Annotated in this window: 10 protein-coding genes; 4 read left to right on the top strand and 6 right to left on the bottom strand. The window is 56.1% G+C overall.

The features are described 5' to 3' along the window. Positions 1 to 29: 29 nt before the first annotated feature. The 4 genes from ABD971_RS30335 to ABD971_RS30320 all read right to left on the bottom strand — a co-directional run bounded on the left by ABD971_RS30335 (position 30) and on the right by ABD971_RS30320 (position 11,573). Complete coding sequence (locus ABD971_RS30335) at positions 30 to 914, bottom strand: polysaccharide biosynthesis/export family protein (protein ID WP_345327430.1); 885 nt, start codon at positions 912 to 914, stop codon at positions 30 to 32. A gap of 261 nt (positions 915 to 1,175) precedes the next feature. Then, positions 1,176 to 5,018 (bottom strand): hypothetical protein, encoded by a 3,843-nt coding sequence (locus ABD971_RS30330; protein WP_345327429.1) that lies wholly within the window; start codon positions 5,016 to 5,018, stop codon positions 1,176 to 1,178. A 244-nt stretch (positions 5,019 to 5,262) separates the two neighbouring features. Beyond that, positions 5,263 to 8,823: a mechanosensitive ion channel domain-containing protein gene (locus ABD971_RS30325; RefSeq protein ID WP_345327428.1), complete on the bottom strand. Its 3,561-nt coding sequence runs from the start codon at positions 8,821 to 8,823 to the stop codon at positions 5,263 to 5,265. Between the two features lie 803 nt (positions 8,824 to 9,626). Continuing rightward, complete coding sequence (locus ABD971_RS30320) at positions 9,627 to 11,573, bottom strand: SH3 domain-containing protein (protein WP_345327427.1); 1,947 nt, start codon at positions 11,571 to 11,573, stop codon at positions 9,627 to 9,629. A gap of 330 nt (positions 11,574 to 11,903) precedes the next feature. Here ABD971_RS30320 and ABD971_RS30315 point away from each other — a divergent pair, with 330 nt between their 5' ends. The 3 genes from ABD971_RS30315 to ABD971_RS30305 all read left to right on the top strand — a co-directional run bounded on the left by ABD971_RS30315 (position 11,904) and on the right by ABD971_RS30305 (position 15,394). Then, positions 11,904 to 12,833, top strand: coding sequence for an N-formylglutamate amidohydrolase (locus ABD971_RS30315; RefSeq protein ID WP_345327426.1), 930 nt, complete (start codon positions 11,904 to 11,906; stop codon positions 12,831 to 12,833). 378 nt (positions 12,834 to 13,211) lie between these two features. After that, entirely contained in the window at positions 13,212 to 14,312 is a 1,101-nt protein-coding gene (locus ABD971_RS30310) for a YfgM family protein (RefSeq protein WP_345327425.1), read from the top strand. After that, entirely contained in the window at positions 14,309 to 15,394 is a 1,086-nt protein-coding gene (locus ABD971_RS30305; RefSeq protein ID WP_425571395.1) for an RluA family pseudouridine synthase, read from the top strand. The genes ABD971_RS30310 and ABD971_RS30305 overlap by 4 nt, the downstream gene beginning before the upstream one ends. A gap of 71 nt (positions 15,395 to 15,465) precedes the next feature. Here ABD971_RS30305 and xseA read toward each other — a convergent pair whose 3' ends face one another. Further along, entirely contained in the window at positions 15,466 to 16,701 is a 1,236-nt protein-coding gene (gene xseA / locus ABD971_RS30300; RefSeq protein ID WP_345327424.1) for an exodeoxyribonuclease VII large subunit, read from the bottom strand. After that, positions 16,698 to 17,543, bottom strand: a complete 846-nt coding sequence (dapF, locus tag ABD971_RS30295; RefSeq protein ID WP_345327423.1) for a diaminopimelate epimerase — start codon at positions 17,541 to 17,543, stop codon at positions 16,698 to 16,700. Before dapF ends, xseA begins: the two co-directional genes overlap by 4 nt. A 209-nt stretch (positions 17,544 to 17,752) precedes the next feature. Between dapF and ABD971_RS30290 the strand changes: the two genes are divergently transcribed. Next, entirely contained in the window at positions 17,753 to 18,973 is a 1,221-nt protein-coding gene (locus ABD971_RS30290) for a 3-hydroxyacyl-CoA dehydrogenase family protein (protein ID WP_345327422.1), read from the top strand. Positions 18,974 to 19,834: the final 861 nt, after the last annotated feature.

Raw genomic sequence — 19,834 nt, 5'->3', positions numbered from 1 at the left:
ACAACGGAAGATATTGCTGGTGCTTTCTTTTATTGTTCCAGCGAATATTCACGGCACTGCGGACAGCTTTTGTCACCGTTCCAGCGGACGCTCTGTTTAACGTCTTCCCAAAGCGTCATGCTGGGGACGTAAATGCGGTCACCGGGCATCAATTGGTAATTGGTTGCGACATCGCCGAGCTGCAAGATTTGTTGGTAGCAGACAGGCAAGATCAGCCGCGGTTGACCTGGCAGTTGAGGCCGCGTGAGGATGATTTTGTGATCGTTGCAGCGATCCGAAAGTCCTCCAGCGGCGATGATCGCATCAAGTACCGTTTCGTGACCAACAAGCGGGTAGGATCCAGGCGCATTGACTTCACCCATCACATAAAACAGCCCACTCTCTTTGTTGACCAATCGCACCGTGACGCCATAGTCGATCGTGTCGAGTTCATTCTCGTCGGCGTCGCCACGATGCGATGCCAGAGCGATCCGAGTTTGACGTTTTTGTGTTTCGTGGTGTGCCACCAACCCTTGGACTTGGCGTTGGATCTCTTCGACCGACATGCCGGCGACTTGCATTCGTCCATACGAGCCAAGTTCGATCGTACCATCTTGCTGGACCGTTTGATCGCTCGATAAGCGGACCGGTGAATCAAAGTCGTTGGGTTCGATCACCAACACATCGCCTGCTTCGACACGGTGAGCCGGCAGTGTTAACTTGGCTAATTCGGTTGCCACGTTGCCTTGGTGGCCGACCGCTTCGCGAATCTCCGCTACGTCGGACATCAACGTGTGCGAACCCGCGGACACCGGCAACCCCATCGATGCCGCCGTACGGCAACCCGATTGACAGCACAGCAGCGGCAACGCAAGCAACACGATCGCAGCAGCACTTCCCACCGAATGAAAAACAAGCGGTTTGGATTTCGACACTGCTCGGTAATCGCCACCACTGGTTCTTCGGTTGCCGCCTGCGAAGCCACGGAAATGTAGCCCCCTGCCTGCCAAGCGAGAAAGGACAGAGCGGGAAAAGACAGAACGCGAGTCCGGAACGCAGTGCGTTGCTAGGCGAGAGCCTGGGAACGAGCGTGTTTTGCTGGCGTTTACCGAGAAGTGTTCTATTTTCATTGATTAATCCTTGTCAGTTAAAACGTGTGCGGTGATGTCGTCTCGGCGAGTTCGGCGGACGTTGTGTTATCTTCGTGAGGGACGATTTTGCGGACCGACAGCTTGAGCAACGTTCGCCCCTAGACTGCTAGAGAGAAAGAATCGCACCGCGTCTTGACTCAATTGTTTTCCCGGTTGCAGACGCAGCGTGGGACGCGCCGATGTTCCTCCGACATGCACATGAACCACACGGTCTTTGAGTAATTCATTGGCTTTGGCAACCATTGCGATGGGAGCCGCGGTGGCCATCATGATCGGCGAATCGGCCATCTCTAAAAGCTGGTCGGCGGGGCCGTTTGATTCCGTGCTGGCGGTCACGTCAAAATCCAAACGCCCGTCCATCGTCGCGCTGCCGGACATCAATACCTGCACCGTGCTTTGCGAGATTGCAAGTTCCTCGACATGGACCAATCCGCCGGCAATTCGGCCGTAGACATAGCCACCGTCTTGCCCGTTTCCGGGACGCGAGGGAGCCAATCGCACCAGCGACGACAATTCGTCCATCACCGGCAATTCCAATGCATTGATGTTCGACATTTCCAAGTCGAACCGACCCACCACGTTTTTCGGATCGCGAGCCCGTTTGGCGTTCAGGGTCACATTTCCGTCGATCACGCCTGCGCCGGACGAGGATCCCTGTAACAATTTCGAGGTGTCGACACGTTCGATCCGCATCGATGTCGCCATCGAAAGGCTGCGGTCAAAATTGCCTTCCGACGCAATGTGGACGCGTCCACCTCCGACACCCACGACGCCCGCACGACATTGCCAACGCGCGATTTGCGATGCTTGAGAGTAAGACCAGTCAACCGGGAATCGGGCTTCGCGAACGACGAGTCCTGACATCACCGCGTGGTCGACCGATACATCGGCGCGTCCGGAAATGACGGGACCGATGCGACCGCTGACTTGCACATTCGCGATGCCCGACATGTCAGCGGATAGAAACGGCGCCGTGGCGCGTCGCAGATTGACTCGGTTGGCCGACAAATCAAACCGTCCCACCGGCGTGGAGGAAAAATCAACGCTCGCTTTGCCCGACAAACGTCCATCGGCGAAGTGACCGCTGAGATTTTCAAGCTCGATTCGGCTTGGATGAACCGCCATGGTTACCGCAACGCGATCCGACACGAGACTGCGGTCCCATCGCACCTTTTCTAGCGAGCCATTCAGGCTGCAAAATCGGCTGCCGTCGAACATCGCAGGCGTGCGAACGCAGTCACCCGAGATCGTGGCTCGGAGTCGACGTGTTTCGCGAGGCAGGTCCAAGGCGGCGATCACACGATGCACCGCCAGTTCCGAAAGTTTGGCTTCGAAGGTGAGTGGGATCTGTGCCAACGGACGAGCTGCTTCCGGTTCAAAAAAGCGAACAAGCCGAGCCAGTTCGGTATTGCCAACGGCTGCATAGCGACCGGAAGCTAAAACCCCTTCACTGTGCACCGAGACAACGCCAGCGTCGACCTTGATGGCGGCTTGGCGAATGTCCAGCGGCAATCGTTTCAGCGATAGATTCTTGCTTTGCAGCCAAGCATCGCCGCGTAACGATTCAAGGTTGGCGATCGAGGTGACTCGCAGCCCACCACTGAGCGTGCCGCTCGAGGGCAGAGAAATGCCGCTGCACGCGACCAATCGTGACGCCTGAATATTCTGGAATTGGCCTTCGACGATGGTGTTCGTCCAGTCCAAATCACGCGCCGTCGCGGTCACTTGGTACTGTCCGCCTAAAAGATCGTTGGACGAACTGGTTAAAACAAACGAGGTGGGGTCGGCGTTCCATCGCAGTTGAGCCGTCCCCACCCTTTTTCCGGCGTAACGGGCATTTTGAATGTTCGCATCGCCGCTGGCGACAAACTGTAGCGGTGAGCTGCAGAGCTGAAAATGACCTCCCACCGTTGCGTTGCCCGATGCGCGCAACGGACTACCCGAAAATCGTGAAACGAGTTCGGCTAAATCCTCGACACGGACCGTGTTCGACTGGATCGCTCCGGTCACTGAGATCGAATCGCCAACACTGCCGTGGGCCGATAACTTGCAAAGGTTGTCTCGCCAGCGTAATGCAAATTGTGGAACCGAAATCTCGCCTGCACGCAATGTTGGATTGATGTCGAAATCGTCGATCGATTCACTCGCGATCATTAAATCTCGTCCACGCAAATGTCCGCTCGCCGTCCAAGCTGCGGGCTCGGCAGCGTCCTGGACGCGACACGTTGCGTTGATCTCGGACAACAGATTGCCTTGCAGTGGCGTCATCGGCATTCCCAACAGCGTGGGAACCGAGTCTGATGGAGTGACCGAAACTGTCACACGCGACTGAATTTCAGCGTGGCTGTCTAGCGGTACCTTAACGGAGGCGACCGAGTGTAACAACGGACGTCCCGGTTGATCGCGGAGGACCACGTCGGAAGTGTGTAACATTGCGGTTCCGTCGGCGATGTCTAACCTGAATTCAGCGTCATCCATGGTGACGCCGTGTGCGGTTACACCGCGTGTGTTGACGATGACATCAGCCGCGAACCCACTTCGTGATGCAAGTTGTTGTAGATCGGAATTCAACGAACCGGAGAGTTGCACGTTTCCGTTCATCTCCGGCACCCCAAATCGTTCGCCAATTTGATTCAGATCGACTCCGTCGCACGAGATGGATGCGGTGACGGTTCCGGCCAGCGATTCGAGATGGTTGGGATCGATCGAGCCGCGGGTTTCGGCATCCGCGTGGAAATCCGCAACTGGAATACCATCGAGCTCTAAATCGGACGCCGTGCCGGAAATTTTGCCTTGGAAAGCGAAGTGATCGCTTCGCCACTGCAGCGAAACGTCACTGGTCGATTGGCAGGCCAACATGAAGGGAGGGAGATGGGGAAAGACGGTGGAGAGACGTTTCCAATCGCAATCAATCAGGTTGCTACGAAGGGTCGCCGTCGCGAAATTCGGATGAATTTTGGCGTGCAGTTCGATTTGGGCCAGTCCGTCGAGCGGATCACCGCTGGCTTTGATCCGGAGGTTGCCATCACGCAGTGCACCCTGCAATTCAAACCGTTCTGCGATCTTGCCAAGCGGTTGCGAATGGAGGTTGGATAGGGTTCCTTTTATCGACAACGAAAACGCGTTAAGACCGAGACCAGCCGGATGATCGCAGGAGATCTGCAACGATCCGCTGGAGGCGATTCGGTGCTGATTAATCGTTTCGGGAACCAGGGGCAGGTGTAGCAGTTTGGCAGTGTCAAACTGAACGTCGTCGACCACGATGCTTGTTGATCCGGCAAACGACGTGGAATGGATCCGAGTTCGGACATCAATGCTGCCCCCGAACAGATCGGGGATTAGGGTGCGCAGTTGAATCGAATCAGCAAACGCGGCTTGCAACTGGACATCGGCCACGGTGAGGGATTCACGTCCGATTTGGTGGACGACCAATTTCGCCCCCCGAACCGAAAGTTGTCCAAGTGGGATTTTGCCGCTCGATTCGCTTGACGAGCCTTGGCTTTGCGGAAACTGCGATATCAGGGTGCCGTCGCGATCAAACCGCACATACAGACAGGGATCTTCGACCACCACCCGGCTTGCCCAAACGCCGCTGCGAAGTCCGCTGAAAATGGACCAATCCGCTACGATGCGGCTGACCGTAACCTGAGGATCCGTGTTCGTGATTTCAGTTTCAGGGGGGGCGGAGATTCGCGGTTCACGCAGCACGATCCCTGTGACACAGAGCGAGCCCCAGTCGATTTGAATCGAATCAATTTCCAGTGATGTCGACAAGCAGTAGCTGCCGATTTTGACCGCAGCGACGCGAGCGATATGGTTTCGGCACAGCACCACGATGAACGCAGCAGCGAGCACAGACGCCAACGTGCGTCGCCACTTCGATTTCATCCATGATCCAACCACGTTGTAAATCTCACTCGTAACGCAGGCTGCCAGCCTGCAAGTCCTATCCGTAGTGCAGGCTGCCAGTCTGCGTTTCCCATCCGTGATGCAGGCTACCTACCTGCCTATCCATCAGTCGTTTCTATGCGGATTCCTTGCCGTGCGATTCGCCAGCAAAAAAACTCGACGTCAACTCTTTTCGCTCGGCGTTGCTCGCCGATTTAACAGACTGCAGGTCAATTCTGGATTGTTAGGCTGCGTTTTGATCACGCACTCGCTCTCGTTCATGTTCGCGAGGCATCAACGCCGCAAGCGATTGCACCGATTTGATATGCAGATCACGCTGTGGAAATGCAATTTCGATCCCCGCGCGTCGTAGTTCGCTCACGATCGCCGAATTCAGTTCATTGAGGACGACCGTATAGACGTCCCGTTTGGGAATGAAAACGTGAAGCCGAATATCGAGTGTGCTTTCGGCAAACCCTTTAAATAGCGTACTCGGTGCGGGTTCTTTCATCACCGAAGGGTTCCGCTCGGCGATCTTCAGTAGGATTCGTTGCACGTGAGCGACGTCGGTTCCAAATGCGACGCCAACGGGCAATACGATGCGGCTGATGGGGTCCGACAACGTCCAGTTAATCACATTGTCGGTAATGAATTTCTTGTTCGGCACAATCATCTCGCGACGATCGAAATCGGTAATCGTGGTGGCACGCATTTGCATTCGACTGACATTGCCCGTCAGATCGCCGACCGTAACCATATCGCCAACGCGGATCGGTCGTTCGAACAAGATGATCAAGCCGCTGACTAGGTTGGCAAAAATTTCTTGTAAACCGAATCCTAAACCCACCGTCATCGCGGCGGCTAACCACTGAACGCTGCTCCATGACAGCCGGATCACTTGGCAGGCAAACAGGATGCCGGCAATGGTGGCTGCATAACGGACTAAGATTGAAACGGCTTGATGCGTCCCCGATTCCAGTGGCAAGCGATCCAGCACGGTCAGTGCTAAGACGCTAGGAAGTCGGCGTCCAATCATCATGGTCGCCATGATCACCAAGATCGCTGCGATCGCATCGGTCAGCGTGGTGGGGACCGATCGATCGGTCATCACGACCGACTGGTATCCTTGTCGATCGACAACGGTTTCTGCGATCGTTTCGATGTTGGTCCACAGCACGACGCGGTCGAGCACACGCAAGGCGGGCAGAACATCGGACCAAATGATCCATCCGCCACAAATCAACAGCATCACGCTGCCCCAACGCAGCAAATCACAAAATTCGGAGTTGACGGTTTCTTGCAAATCGATCGGAGCAAGCGTGTCGGATTCGCTATCGTCGTCGTCGGAATTGGGGGAGGTTGCTAAAACCTCGAGCGATTTGGCCTGTTCCTCTTCTGCGGCGATTTGCTTCGCCAATGCGCGGTTGAAACCATTGACTTCTAGCCAACAAATCGCAAGCGAATACATTACGATGATCGCAACCAAGGCGATCCCGGTCTCGGCCAATCGGCCTGACAAATGGTAGGCCGAAAAGTGGTAGCCGACCAACGACAAGATCGCAAACGCAATCGGGGCTCCCGTCACGGCCAACCAAATCGGATGCCGCAGTCGATACGTCATCGATGTGGAATCTTCGCGTTGCAGGCACAGCATGAACGGGCCCCACGGTCGGACCAGCCAGCCGATCTGGAGTCCTACAAAGGCCAAGATCGAAATGAAAAGTAAACGCTGTAGACTACGCATCTCCGCGACTTCGCTGAACTGCGTTAGTTGCAGCAGCGCGAATACGGGGGTGCCGACAAACACGGTCAAATCGACCACGTTGCGTACTTTTGCCAGTGCCGTTGGCGACCATTTGAACACGCGTTCGCCCACGCCTTCGCGGCGTGACAATTCACGGACCATAGAACAGGCCCACAGGAATAGCACCGTGGTCACGCACGCATCACCTACGGCCTGGGTCCATTCGGTGGACCCGCTCGCCATTCTCAAACGACATCCGGCGGCCAGCAGCAGAAGGGGCCAGCGGACCGATAAAAAGACGGTGATTCCAAAGGCGGCGGCATACCGCAAAAAACTTGCTTCGGTGCCTGGCTCTGGCGGTTGTGATAAACGTCGAACCGCGGCCAGCATTTGAGCATGAAAGAGTAACAACAAGAGAAACGATGACGCTAGGAACACCATAATGACAGGGCGGCGAAGCATGTCGCCTGCAAACACCTGAGCGACTTCGATCCACTTCGACGGAGCCATCAATGACGCGAATCCTTTGTAGGCTTCCCGGAGATCTTTGGCGGCGATCGCATCGGAGCTGCGTATCCAAAGGACACGTTGGTCGAGGAATTGGCGAAACTCGTCGACTTGAGTTTCGACGGATTGGTTGATCAATTCGAGTTCGTTGAGGTTTCGTAACAACGATTCCTCATCCGCGATGGCATTGTCAAGCAAGTCACGGCGATCACGCAGCAACCGAGCGACCACGCTGACAACATTGTCATGGTCGTATTGCCGGACCGAGGCGGCTAGCGACTCGACCATCAAGTTGGCGGCTTCATCGGGGTCGGACACGTCGCGCCGCATCTGTTTCCATTCCGTCAATTGCAAATGCGTGGCTGGCATTTCGGTTTCCACGATCGCAACGCGTTTGGCAAACTCTTCGGGCTTGGGCAATTCACCTCGTTGCTTCTGCAACAATAAACCGGTCGACGAGGTGGCGCCGGCATGTTCTACCTTGGACCGCAGCGTTTCAAATGCTTCGTCGTAATGTTTGCTTTTGGCTTGCAGTTGCTCGATCATCTTGCCAATTCGCTCGATGTCAGCCGCCGTTTTGATGCGGGACTCGGCGATCTCGGCATTCACCTCGGCCGCGGATTTCAGCGCAGGGTGCGATTCATCGGCAACGCGACGCGCTTCGGCGGCTTGTCGTAACGATTCGTCTTTTCGCCATTTGTCAACGGCGGTCTGCCAGCTAACGAGCTGCTTTTTTCGGGTGTTCAGCGTGCGGTTAATCAGGTCTCGTTGCAGTGGCAACAGCGGCGCAACTTCTTCGAGTCGTCGGCGTTCCGCCTTTATCGTTACCAATTGCTGCTCAAGACAAAGCACGCGAGCTTGTTGTTCGATTGATTGCACGCGAGTCGAAAGCTCTTCGGTGCCAAGCGATGCGACTTGCTTTTTCGCATCCCCCATTCGCTTCTCGAGGTCCACGGTCTCTTTAGCGAGCTCGCCAAGCCGCACCGTACGGTTCTCGATTTGGCGTTCTTTCTGTTGCAGTTCCTTCTCTTCGGCCTCGATCTGCGTCCGCAGGCTGATCAATTGTTGTTCTAGCTGAGCAATCGTGCCTCCGGCTGGTACCACGGGAGGCTCGGGGTCTGTGGGGGCCGCCACGCCGGCCTGTGCATCAGCGAGAACTTGGGGAAGCGTCAGCAGAAACGCTTCGATTTCGGCTAAGCGTTTCTTGGCAACTTCTTGATTGTCGAGCCATTCGTTCGCTTTGCGCAGTCGCTCGGTGTAGGTTTTGCGATCCTCGTCCGACAAATTGGTCGCCGCTTCGATCGATGCCAATTCGGTCGCGATCGTCTCTTTTTTGATGATCGTTGCAACTTTCGCCTCTGGTGCAGCACTCGGTTCCGTAAAGCTAGCGGGAACCACCACGTCATCAAGATGGATTTGAACTGCAGTGGGCAATGGCACGTTTTCTGGAAGCGCAAAGCCTTGTTCGGCATGGGATGGAGTCGCCTTGAAGATCAGGGCTCCCATGACCAGATACGCTGCAATAAGTCGCGAAATGCACTTCGATCGATTCATACAAATAGTTTTAGAGGCTCGTGACAGGTTCCAAGAGGCAGACCGCTGCACAGGCTCTTCGAATACGCAATCCGCACACGGACGGTCAAGCCGCAAAACGAGCGGAGGCTTCAGCCTGCAAAAGAATTAAAACTATCGGCAGCAAAACAGCCAGTAGCGAATGACGTCGGTAGCGAAACTTGCCAAGCGTTTCGTCCGTCAACATCCGTTGCTGCGGGACGTTGTCGCTAGCCGCGTCAGATGGATGTCCAGCACCCGCGGCCCTCGAGTGAGGCCCCGCGCCGTGTCGTCACCAAAGTCGATGTCATTGGGCTAACGCCAGGCTGCTAAACCTCTGGTATTGACGTGATTTTCGGTTGCGCTGGCTTTCTGCCACCTCTCCACCAACTTCGTTGGGGGAGAGGTCGACCGGAGCCTTCAGCGACGTTCGGGTGAGGGGGGCTGACCGAGCAAGTCGATGGCGACGAGATCGCCGTTTGCACCGGAATTGCTCGCCGATAGCGCGGTCGCCCCCTCACCCGAGCAACGCCTAAAGGGCGTGCTCGACCTCTCCCCCGACTTCGTCGGTGGAGAGGTGACTGCGTCATATGCCGGAAGAAAAACTCACCCCAATATCCGACAACAAACCCTATGTTTTAGCGGTCCAGGCAAACGCCAGGATGCACTGTCTGTCAGCCTTTAAAAGGCGCGCCGGGATCGACGTGCTCTGAATCGCCACCGTGGTGCCCGAAAACCGTCGCAATTTTCTTTGGCACAAGGCCCGAAGGACTTGGCGAGTTTCGCCGCACGGTAAGGTAACTGGTCTAGTATTCTGACGTGCGGATGGCTTGAGCGACGCGAATGTGAGGCGTGTTCAATCCCTGCAAGTAGCTGCGGGTGCCTTGCACGCGAACTTCGCTATTAAGATGCATTCGCAGGTTCAAGCCGGGCGTAGGAGTTGCATACGCAAGTGTGCGACCGGTGCTGTCGGTGATCGCAAACGGAGGGCTGTCCTTTCGCGCCGAATAGACTTGAACCAAGAAGCCCGTCGCCGTCAATTCGTCCGTTTCAGGCGAGGCGTTTTCGGCTGCTGCGATGCCGGGTGGTGTTTGTATCGACGGTGACATCGTGGGTAACGGTGGCACGGTTTGTGGTTGCATCGCAGTTTGCGGTTGGAGTGTGCTGGTCGATGCGACCGAAAGTGACGCTGGAGCCGCGGGGAGCGATGGGGCGTGCGAGGTTTGAATCACTGCGTTGCCATCACGACGTTGGGCGACATTTTGATATTTCTGGATTCGTTCTGCCAACAAGCGAGCGCGGCCTGCGACCACAGGATCAGGATCCGAAATCGCAATCTGATTCGCCGCTTTGGCAACGGGGCCCATTTCGGCCGCCGACGCACTGGCAGCCATCAGTCGTGAAAAGATTAGGCTTAAACGCTCAGTGTCGGCGGTGCGGACTTCGGTTTCGATCGCAGCGATCGCAGCCGCGGACACATAACGTGTCGACGGAGCGGGAGAGGCGGGGATCGGCGAAGCCATTCGCGGGGTTTGGGTGGCGGTGGTCGACGTCATCGGTTGGATGTCGGCGACTTGTTGTACCGATTCGGCGCGGTCACGTGTCGATCCGGCTACCCAGTTTGCTTCGACGGAGGATGCGGCTGCGTTCGGTGCATCGCCGCCGGAGGAAGATCGTTCGAGCAATCCGCCGCCGATTTGGCGTATTCCGGCATCAATATCCGACAGCCTCGGGCGGCCGATAAATTCGACCGATGCTAACAATCCACGTTTGGACATCGCTTCGCTGACCGTTTCTGTGTTGGCCGCTTCACGTGAAGGACGCTCTGCGGGATTCGATCGCCATTGTTCGCTAACGCCGCTGCCAATCGCTTCGCTCGGCAAGTGGGTGTCGCGTGCGAGTGGGGCTTCGCGCAATTGGGGATGCGAGTCGCCTGCAACCGGCGATAACGCCACCGGTTGCGAGGCGTCGGGATCGCTCGGTTGCGTATCTGAGGATGTCGTTTGCATTGCAACGGACTCACTCTGTGCGCGACGCCGGCTCGATGACTCGGAACTCAGGGTGCCGCGTCCCGCGAACGAGTCTTCGTCGTCGGCATCAGCATATCGGGGCGAGTTGTCATTGGTGGCGACGGTTTCTTGAGGGGCGGATCGTCCACCCGGCAAAAATTCGATGTTTGTGTTTTTTTCTTTTCGGATCGCCTGGACCAATTGTTCGGCGCTTTCGGCAATTTGGCTTTGGTGCACCCAGCGAAATTCGCCTGAGGGAGGAACGATGCGGTACCACAATCGCGGTCCGTCTGCTCCTTCGCGTTCGCCTTTTCCGATGACTGTTACGGGCTCGCCGACGGCGAGTTGGACTTGCCAGCGGAATTGGCGAGCGCGTCCCAGGTGCGTTCCGATCCAAGCGACCGTGCGGTCTTCGGTGACCACGGCGGTATCGCCATCTCCGGCGATTTCGACTGCATCGGCAGGGACCCAACAAAAGCTGTCGTCTGGGGGACGGACTCCGAGCCAACCGTCGGCCGTTTCGACGTAGACTTCCAGTTCTTGTCCGTAACGTAGAGCATCGGTTCGGTAGAATTCGTCCGAGGGGCCGCATCGTGCGTACGCTTCGTCCTGGGCAACAAAGACCACATACGGATCCGATGCCAAGCTTCCGTCATCCGCCGTCAGCGATGTCCAATCCGCAACGCAAGCCACTGCACTCAGTGCGACAACGCTTAGCCAGCTAGCATTTATTGGCGAACCCATGAGAACGATTTCTCTGTACACGAATCAAAATTTCAGGAATCAATTGAGTCGTTGTTAGCGATTTCGCAGCGATGGGGACAAGAGGAATCTTTTTCAGAGGTTCGCTTTTCGGCGTTTCTGAATCGGACAACGCCACTAGGGATCGGATTACGGAAAAGGGCAAACTTTATCGACTCGCTCCGCTTGGCCGTTTACCACTCTTGGCAGCACCCCCTAGAATTGTGTAGTCAAGATTGTGCTGGTGGGAAGGAAGCACCCCACGTTTAGAAAACATGCAGCGATGCTGGCCGTTGTGGCTTATCTGCCAATGCTTTTGCTAGGGCTCTCGTGATGACGATACTGATTAGCTGTGAAACGGGAGGCGATCGAGTGCCCCCTTGGCTGGTTCGTCAACCGATATCAACCGAACGAATATTGGGTCCGGGGTTCGCCGAAGACAGCGGCATTGCCGAAACCGCTGACGCCACCGAAGCCGCCGCTGTCACGGAGGCCCCCGTTGTCACCGAGGCGTCTGTTGTCGCCGAAGCTTCTGTGGCCAGCTCGGCAGTCCTCGAGATTCCGCTCATTGAGGGAGCATCGGATTGTGAAAGCAGGCCCGAGTTGTGCAGCAGCAAGTTCGTACCGGGGCAACTACCAGGCAGATTGCCGGGTGACGCGTCGGCGCGTTACGTTGCCCGGCGAATGGCGGCGCTGTTGCAATCGCCGCTGATCGAGAACAAATATGCTGCGGCGCTGATTGACGTCACTCGGTCCTCTCGCCACCGCAGTGTGATGCCGCCGGAGGTTCGTCGGTGGCCGACAGAAGATCGCAATCGACTGATCCAAGAAGTGCACGCAGGATATCGAAATCGAGTTCGCAATGCGATTGAGCAACATTCGCGGCGACATGGATTCACCCTCCATGTCTCGGTTCGTTCGTTTGCTTCGTCGAGTGAAGGTCGGCAGCGTCGCACCGACATCGGTTTGTTGTACGATCCATCGCGTGAGGACGAGATGGCGTTTTGTCTTGACTGGATTGACGAGATGTACGAATCGGCGCCGATGATTCGCGTCCGTCGTAATTATCCTCGCCGCGGTACGACCGAGAGTTTGGTCACGGCAATGAGGAGTCATTTTAGTGCCGAGCATTATGTTGGTGTGGAACTGCTGTTAAACCGAGCTTGGGCAGGCCGCCGCGTCGGTTTGCGTGACCAAGCGATCGAAGGAATCTGCCGATCGCTTGATCAAGTGCTCGATTTTCAGTCAGCCGATGCGGCCTAGATTGACTGTTTCCTGGTCCGCTTGGATTTGTTTTTCGTAGCGAAATTCACCCAAAACGTTCGGCAAAACCAGCGTGCATTTTGACGCGTGGACGCTGCAAGGCTCCAGACGCCATTATTCGAACGTCTCTGCTGCAAACTTGGAAACCTGGCATCAAAATGCCGCCAAACTCGAGTTTGGCACGCCGAAAATTGCATTGCGGCACCACAAATCGGCAATCCAGCGGCGGTGTTACGCCGAAGTGACTCTATTGACGCTAACTCATTATGATTTCTATACTTCAGCGCTTCGGTCGCACGGCGTCTCTCTGCCCATCGCACCGAGTGAATCAATGACACCTCCTTCAACGTGTCAATTTAATCCAAATAAGACGAAGTGATGAAAAGCGAACGCCGACACGAATTGCAAGAAAACATCCTCGCCAACTATCTCGCGCGAATCAACCAATCGATCGAACCCTATTCGCGTCCTATTGGAATCGCGGTCGCGGTGTTGCTGATTGGCGGCATCGGCTATGCCATTTACAGCAGTAAAGTCAGCGAAGACCGCAGCCAAGCCACATTTGAGTTGTTGATGCAGCAAACGGGATCGCAAGATCCTGAGGGGCTTGCCTCGGTGAGCGTAAAGTACCCGAACACCCCAGCCGCCGCATGGGCCCACCTTTACCAAGGTAGTGCCCTGTTGGCTCAAGGCACGCGGACGCTGTACGTCAACCGTATGGATGCCGAAGATGAATTGAAAGGCGCGAGCAAGGCGTTCCGCAACGCGATTGCCGAAGGCAAAAACGAATTGCTGCTCTCGCGTGCTAATTTCGGGATTGCTCGTAGCGAGGAAGCGTTGGGCAATCTGGATAAAGCAATTGCGGCCTACAAAGAATGTGCCCGTATCGGCGAATCCGAAGAAATGGTCAAAGCGTGTGAGGAGCGAATTACCGCTCTCTCGAAAGAAAGCACCAAAGATTTTTTGACTTGGTTCAAAGACCAAGATTTTTCGCCAAGCGATCCGTCGGCTCCACCTTCGCTGCCAAGCGGAGCGATGTTGCCTGAAATGCCCGATCTGGATCTGCCCGACCTCGGTGGCGCCAGCGATAAAGAGCCCGGCGACGGGCTGAATCTTCCTGAAGACGCCGATGTCGATAGTGCGGACTCCGAGATGAAGGAAGAAGCCACAGAGGACACCGCTAAAGAGGACACTGCCGACGAGTCTGCTGGCACGGAAACACCAGCAGTCGAAGAAACGCCAGCGGAAGAGAAGCCAGCAGTCGAAGAAAAGCCGGCTGCTGACGAGAAAGAAAAGGCTGACGAGAAACCGGCTGTCGAGGAAGGCCAGACCGAGTTGAATCCTCCGGCCAAGGATGCTGAGGAAGCGAAGCCGGAACCGGTTACTGAGGTGAAGGAAGCTGCCGATGCACCCGAGGTGAGCGAAGCGGACGAAGTTCCTGCTGCGGACGAAGCAAAGACTGAGTCAGACGCCTCGTGAGCAAAGACTCTTCTGATGACGACATTGTTCTCGGCACTGATGATACTGAATCGGATGTGCCGAGCGACGACCTTGATGGCGACGACGCTGGAACTGAGATCCGGATCGGCGAAGAGGTCTTTCGTGACATTGTCGTTCCCGAATCGGCCAACGGCCAACGGATCGACTATTTTTTGACGCAGGCCTGTGACGGTTATAGCCGCACGCAGATTACGCAAGCGATTCAGGCCGAAGGGGCGACGTTAGACGGACGGACGGTCCGGCCGAGTGTTCGTATCCAAGCGAGCCAGCGAATTCGTTTTCGCATGCCTGAGCCGCCAACCGACGACACGGTTCCCGAGAACATTCCGCTTGACGTGCTCTATGAAGATGACGGGCTTGTGGTCGTCAACAAGCCGCCTGGGATGGTCGTTCACCCTGCACGTGGAAACTGGACTGGCACTCTGACCAGCGCGTTGGCGTTTCGCTTTCAGTCGCTGTCGGATGTCGGTGGTCCAACGCGGCCGGGGATCGTGCATCGGCTTGATCGTGACACCAGCGGCGTGATTGTCGTTGCCAAGACCAATGCCGTTCATATTCACTTGTCAGAGCAATTCGCCAATCGCGAAGTCGAGAAAGAGTATTTTGCGATCACGGCGGCTCGGATTGATCGTGATCGCGACATCATCGACATGCCGATTGGTCGGCATCCCTATCAACGGGACAAAATGGCGATCCGCGAGCATCACGAGACGAGTAAGCCCGCATCGACGTTCTACGAAGTGATCAGCCGCCACGGTCGATTTACGCAAGTGCGTGTGAAGCCAAAAACCGGTCGGACGCATCAAATCCGAGTGCACTTATCCCACCTCGGCGCTGCGATCCTTTGCGACCGTCTGTACGCCGGACATGCTGAGGTCACGATGGGCATGTTGACCGGCACGCACGATGCCACCAAAGATACGGTGCTGTTGGACCGCCAAGCGCTGCATGCTCGAAAGTTGACTTTCCAGCATCCGCAAAGTGGCAAGTCGATGACGTTCGAGGCGCCGTTGCCCACGGATATTATGCGAGTGATCAACGTGCTCGAGCGGTTGCCGTAACTGTTGTGGGATAGGCTTCCAGTCTGTCTTCGCCGCGTTGACTGGGCTGACAGCCTATCCCGCATCGCTCGCTACTCGTCTTGAGCGTCCTGGACCGACTCGACTTTGGAAACCACGCGACCTTTATGAAGCCGTGTTTGCAGTGTGTCACCGGGGCGGAGCGAATTCGCATCCGTGATCGCTTTACCGTCGGCATCCAGCGTAACGCTGTATCCGCGTGAGAGTACGGCAACCGGTGAGAGTGCCGATAGCGATGCTGCGAGTTCACTCACCTGGCTGCGCCCCGCTTTCAAATTTGCGGTAATCGCGCGTCGTGCTCGTGCGTCCAGTTCATCAAGCATTCGCGACCGCAAATGGATGATCTCCATCGGCTTTCGTAGGATTGGCCGCTGCATCAGCGATGCAACCTCTGTTTTGCGTTCGTGAATTACCTGCCGCATCGAACGGTCGAGACGTTGACGCAGATTGCCTGCGGTTGTTTTTAGCGAAATGCCGTCGGGCAGCACCCGAGTGGCGGCATCGGTTGGCGTCAGGGCTCGTAGATCCGCAGCGAGATCGCAGAGCGTCACATCGATTTCGTGGCCCACGGCCGAGACGGTTGGGATGCTGGATTCTGCGACCGCTCGGACCACCGGTTCTTCGTTAAAGCACCATAGGTCTTCGAGGCTACCGCCGCCGCGTGAGACGACCAACACATCCAGTTTCGGCGTGATGCGTTGCGCGGATCGGATCGCCGCGACGATTGATTTGGCTGCTCCTTCGCCTTGTACCAAAGCAGGGATCACGAGCACATCGGCGCCATGGTAACGGTTCGACGCCGCCTGCAAGAAATCGCGAACCGCCGCACCAGAAGGGCTGGTCACGATGCCAATCCGCCGCGGCAGCGAGGGCAGCGGCCGTTTTCGCTCGGCAGCAAACAAGCCTTCGCGTTCGAGTTTGCTCTGCAATTGTTGAAACGCCAATTGCAGCGAGCCCAACCCTTGCGGTTCGACCTTGCGAACGACTAGCTGGTACGTTCCTCGTGCTGCATAGACATCGATGTTGCCAAAACAGAGCACGGCTTGGCCATCCTCGAGGTCATGCTTGATCCGCATCGCGGTATTTCGCCAAAGCACGCCTCGGATCTGTGCGTCATCATCTTTGAGCGTAAAGTAGATATGACCGCTGCGTGCGCGAACCAAGTCTGAAATTTCACCGGCGACCCACAGCGATGGAAAAGTTCCTTCCATCACCGCTTTGATGTGTCCGTTTAATTCCGAAACTGAAATCGCGTGTACCGACTCGCCGGCTAATGCAGCATCATTCACGCGTTCCACTCTCCGGAAAAGACTTCGACGGCACCGCCGGTCATCATCACGCGTCCGCTTGACTCGGACCACTGCAGCGTGAGGTCACCGCCGAGCAGATGATTTAAAACCTTGCGATTCGTTTTTCCGGTCAACACGCCAGCGACACAGACGGCGGACGCACCGGTCCCGCAAGCCCAGGTTTCGCCGCTGCCGCGTTCCCATGTACGCTGCCGCACTTCGTCTTTCGAGACGACCTCGACGAACTCGACATTGATTCGCTTAGGAAACCGCGGGTCCGTTTCGATCTTGGGGCCCAGTCCGACTACCAGTTCGTCGGTCGCTTCGGGGACAAAGATCACGCAGTGGGGGTTGCCCATTGAAACACAGGTCACGGCAAGTTTGTGGCCATCGATTTCGATTTCATGCTCCACCACCTTGCCGCTTTGGAGGATGGACGTGGGGACTTCGGACGCTTCGAGGATCGGTTCGCCCATGTCGACCGTCACGGCCTCGACTTTGCCATCACCGCCGATGGCGAGTGATAGATCGAGCACGTTTCCGCCCGATTCGATTTTCAGGTTCTCTTTTTGGGCAATCGCATGGTCGTACACATATTTTGCGACACAGCGAATGCCGTTGCCGCACATCTCGCTTTCGCTGCCGTCGGCATTCAGCATCTGCATTCGCGCGTCCGCAACCTCGCTGGGGCGAATCAGGATTAACCCGTCGCCGCCGACGCCAAAATGGCGATGCGAAATGGATTTTGCCAATTCGGTAATGTCGCAGTGATCAAGATTTTCGGCAAAGCAATCGACGTAAACGTAGTCGTTGCCAGCGCCGTGCATTTTGGTAAATCGCATCAAACACAAATTTAGCGGGAGGGAACTTGGATGCCAACTGTTTTCATTGAACGTATAAATCTAAACGGAATTTTGAGATTTGCGTAGGCGGCAACGATTTGGACCAGGAATGCAGCATCTACCAAAACAGATGAATTTGCAGCAGAATGAGCGTTTGGCGAAGGATTCTCTGCTCGTCTACACGCTCGTCCTCTTTTTGGATTTTGATGATGCCGCGACCTCAAACACTGCTAGTCGGATTGGGGGTGGTAGGACGCGCGATTGTCCGTGCTCATTTGACGGCCGGTGTGTCGGTGACGATTGCTGACCAGGCTATCGCGGCGTTGGAAAGATGCATCGATGAAATGGACTTGAATCCCAGCGAATGGGATGTGTCCGAGCCACGATCTGATGTTGCCGATATGGCGATGATTGATTTGACGCGTCGCGATGACGTCGCAGTGCAGACGCATCCGATCCTGATCGAATCCATTGTCGAGCGTCTGCAGATCAAGCAAGACTTTTTCCGGCGCGTTGAGCGCGAGCTTTGCGAAGATTGGATTTTTTGCAGCAATACTTCGACGCTTCGTATCGGCGATATTGCTGCCTCGCTTACGGATCCCTCGCGTTTAATCGGCATGCACTTTTTCATGCCGGTGGAATCGCGGGATGCGGTGGAGGTGATCCCCACGGTTGATACTGTGACGGCTAATTTAGCGGCGGTCACCGAACATGTTCGTCGACTCGATCGTTCGCCGCTGGTGGTCGCCGACGCACCTGGGTTTATCGTCAATCGTATGCTTTCACCTTACCTGAACGAGGCGATGTTGCTGCTTAGTCAAGGGGCGACGACGGAGCAGATTGAGCAAGCGGCGTTGCGATATGGGATGCCGATGTCGCCGCTGGAATTGATCGACTTGATCGGTTCACGCACGATGTTTGATGCCGGACGTGTTTATTGGCAATCATTTCCGACACGGATCGATCCTTCGCCGATGTTGCCGGCAATGATCAAACGGGGGCGTGGAGGACGGTACAGTGGCGGCGGGTTTTACGATTATCCGGACGGTCATCGTAGCCAGAGGCTGTCGCCCGCTGCGGTTGAAATCCAAAAGAAATACTCGCGCACTACGAAGGCGTTCTTGGACGACGAGGTGCAGAGCCGACTGAGCTTGGCGATGTGGATCGAGTCGGCGCTGTTGCTTCGGCAAGGTGTCGCTCACACGCTTGAGGAGGTCGAGATTGCGATGGCGGGTGGGCTTGGGTATCGCCCGCGCGGCGGGTGGTGCGAGAGCTTTGATCGGATGGGGAGTGACGCGATTTATCGCAGTATCGCAGCTGCGGCCGCCGACTCGAAGTCGCTACAGGCGCCAGCAGAGTTGCTCGAGCTTCTGCTCACGTGTCGTCCCAGTGAAGCGATCGCCTCTTACGCGAGTGTGAAGCATTTGTAACGAACGTCGTCAAGACTTTCGTCTGATCCAGCGGGGCTGCGAACCATAGAAAACCGCTTGCCCCGTTTTGGGACGAGTTGGGACAAGCTGCCAGTCCGCAGGGGGCTCGGATTTTTTAAAAATCGGCCAAATCTTGCGAACCATTTTGCGGTACGGATCGTCTGAAAAAATGTCCTCCGAATTACTTGCCTTCACTTATGAAGGTAGTGATAATGGGGATTGCCGTGTTGCGATAACGCGTCGCAACGAAACTTTCCGTACGATCTTCAATCCTCTCTGGTTGGCACCCGGATTGAAATCGTCAAACAAGATTGTGAAAGGAGGTGATCAAGTGGATTATTGCTGTACTTGCCAACGGGGTGGTAACCCGTAGTTTTGAGTCGGCGGGCTGATGCTTCGGCGCAGCCACCCCACTCGCGATCATCTTCGATGGTATTGCGAGACATGCCCGTCTGTTGAGATGCACTCTGCTCTCGACAGGCGGGTTTTTTATTGCCCATGTGACATTCACCCTTGCCAGCGTCGCAAAGCGGATACCAATCCCACAACAGGGACATAGCACTTTATAATCCCACAACAGGGACATAGCACTTTATTGGGGATACCACGAATGCCTCGGCCGAGTTGAGGCTGGGTAGTGGGGCATGCGAGAAGCGTTCTTGGGCGTTGGGGTGTGCCGCCATCGCCGATTCGCTCTTATCGCGTGCGAGATAGTAGCGGGCAAACGTAACTTCATCGATCGAATGCGAAACCACTCGCTGTAACCAAAAAGAAAGAGACGAGCACCCGCTAACTCGGCATGGTCAGCAGTTCGCGTGCCCGTCGCCGCAAATGATAGCGGCGGTGCGTGCGATGACTTCG

The sequence above is a fragment of the Novipirellula rosea genome (genome assembly GCF_039541335.1).
In the GTDB taxonomy this organism is placed as follows: Bacteria; Planctomycetota; Planctomycetia; order Pirellulales; family Pirellulaceae; genus Novipirellula; species Novipirellula rosea.
This window is presented reverse-complemented; position numbering and strand designations above follow the sequence as displayed.

What these genes read in the sequence shown, in the direction of transcription:
- ABD971_RS30330 (WP_345327429.1), bottom strand. Translation starts at nt 5,018, where the DNA reads ATGAAATCGAAGTGGCGACGCACGTTGGCGTCTGTGCTCGCTGCTGCG.
- ABD971_RS30290 (WP_345327422.1), top strand. Translation starts at nt 17,753, where the DNA reads ATGCCGCGACCTCAAACACTGCTAGTCGGATTGGGGGTGGTAGGACGC.
- dapF (WP_345327423.1), bottom strand. Translation starts at nt 17,543, where the DNA reads ATGCGATTTACCAAAATGCACGGCGCTGGCAACGACTACGTTTACGTC.
- ABD971_RS30315 (WP_345327426.1), top strand. Translation starts at nt 11,904, where the DNA reads ATGACGATACTGATTAGCTGTGAAACGGGAGGCGATCGAGTGCCCCCT.
- ABD971_RS30320 (WP_345327427.1), bottom strand. Translation starts at nt 11,573, where the DNA reads ATGGGTTCGCCAATAAATGCTAGCTGGCTAAGCGTTGTCGCACTGAGT.
- ABD971_RS30325 (WP_345327428.1), bottom strand. Translation starts at nt 8,823, where the DNA reads ATGAATCGATCGAAGTGCATTTCGCGACTTATTGCAGCGTATCTGGTC.
- ABD971_RS30310 (WP_345327425.1), top strand. Translation starts at nt 13,212, where the DNA reads ATGAAAAGCGAACGCCGACACGAATTGCAAGAAAACATCCTCGCCAAC.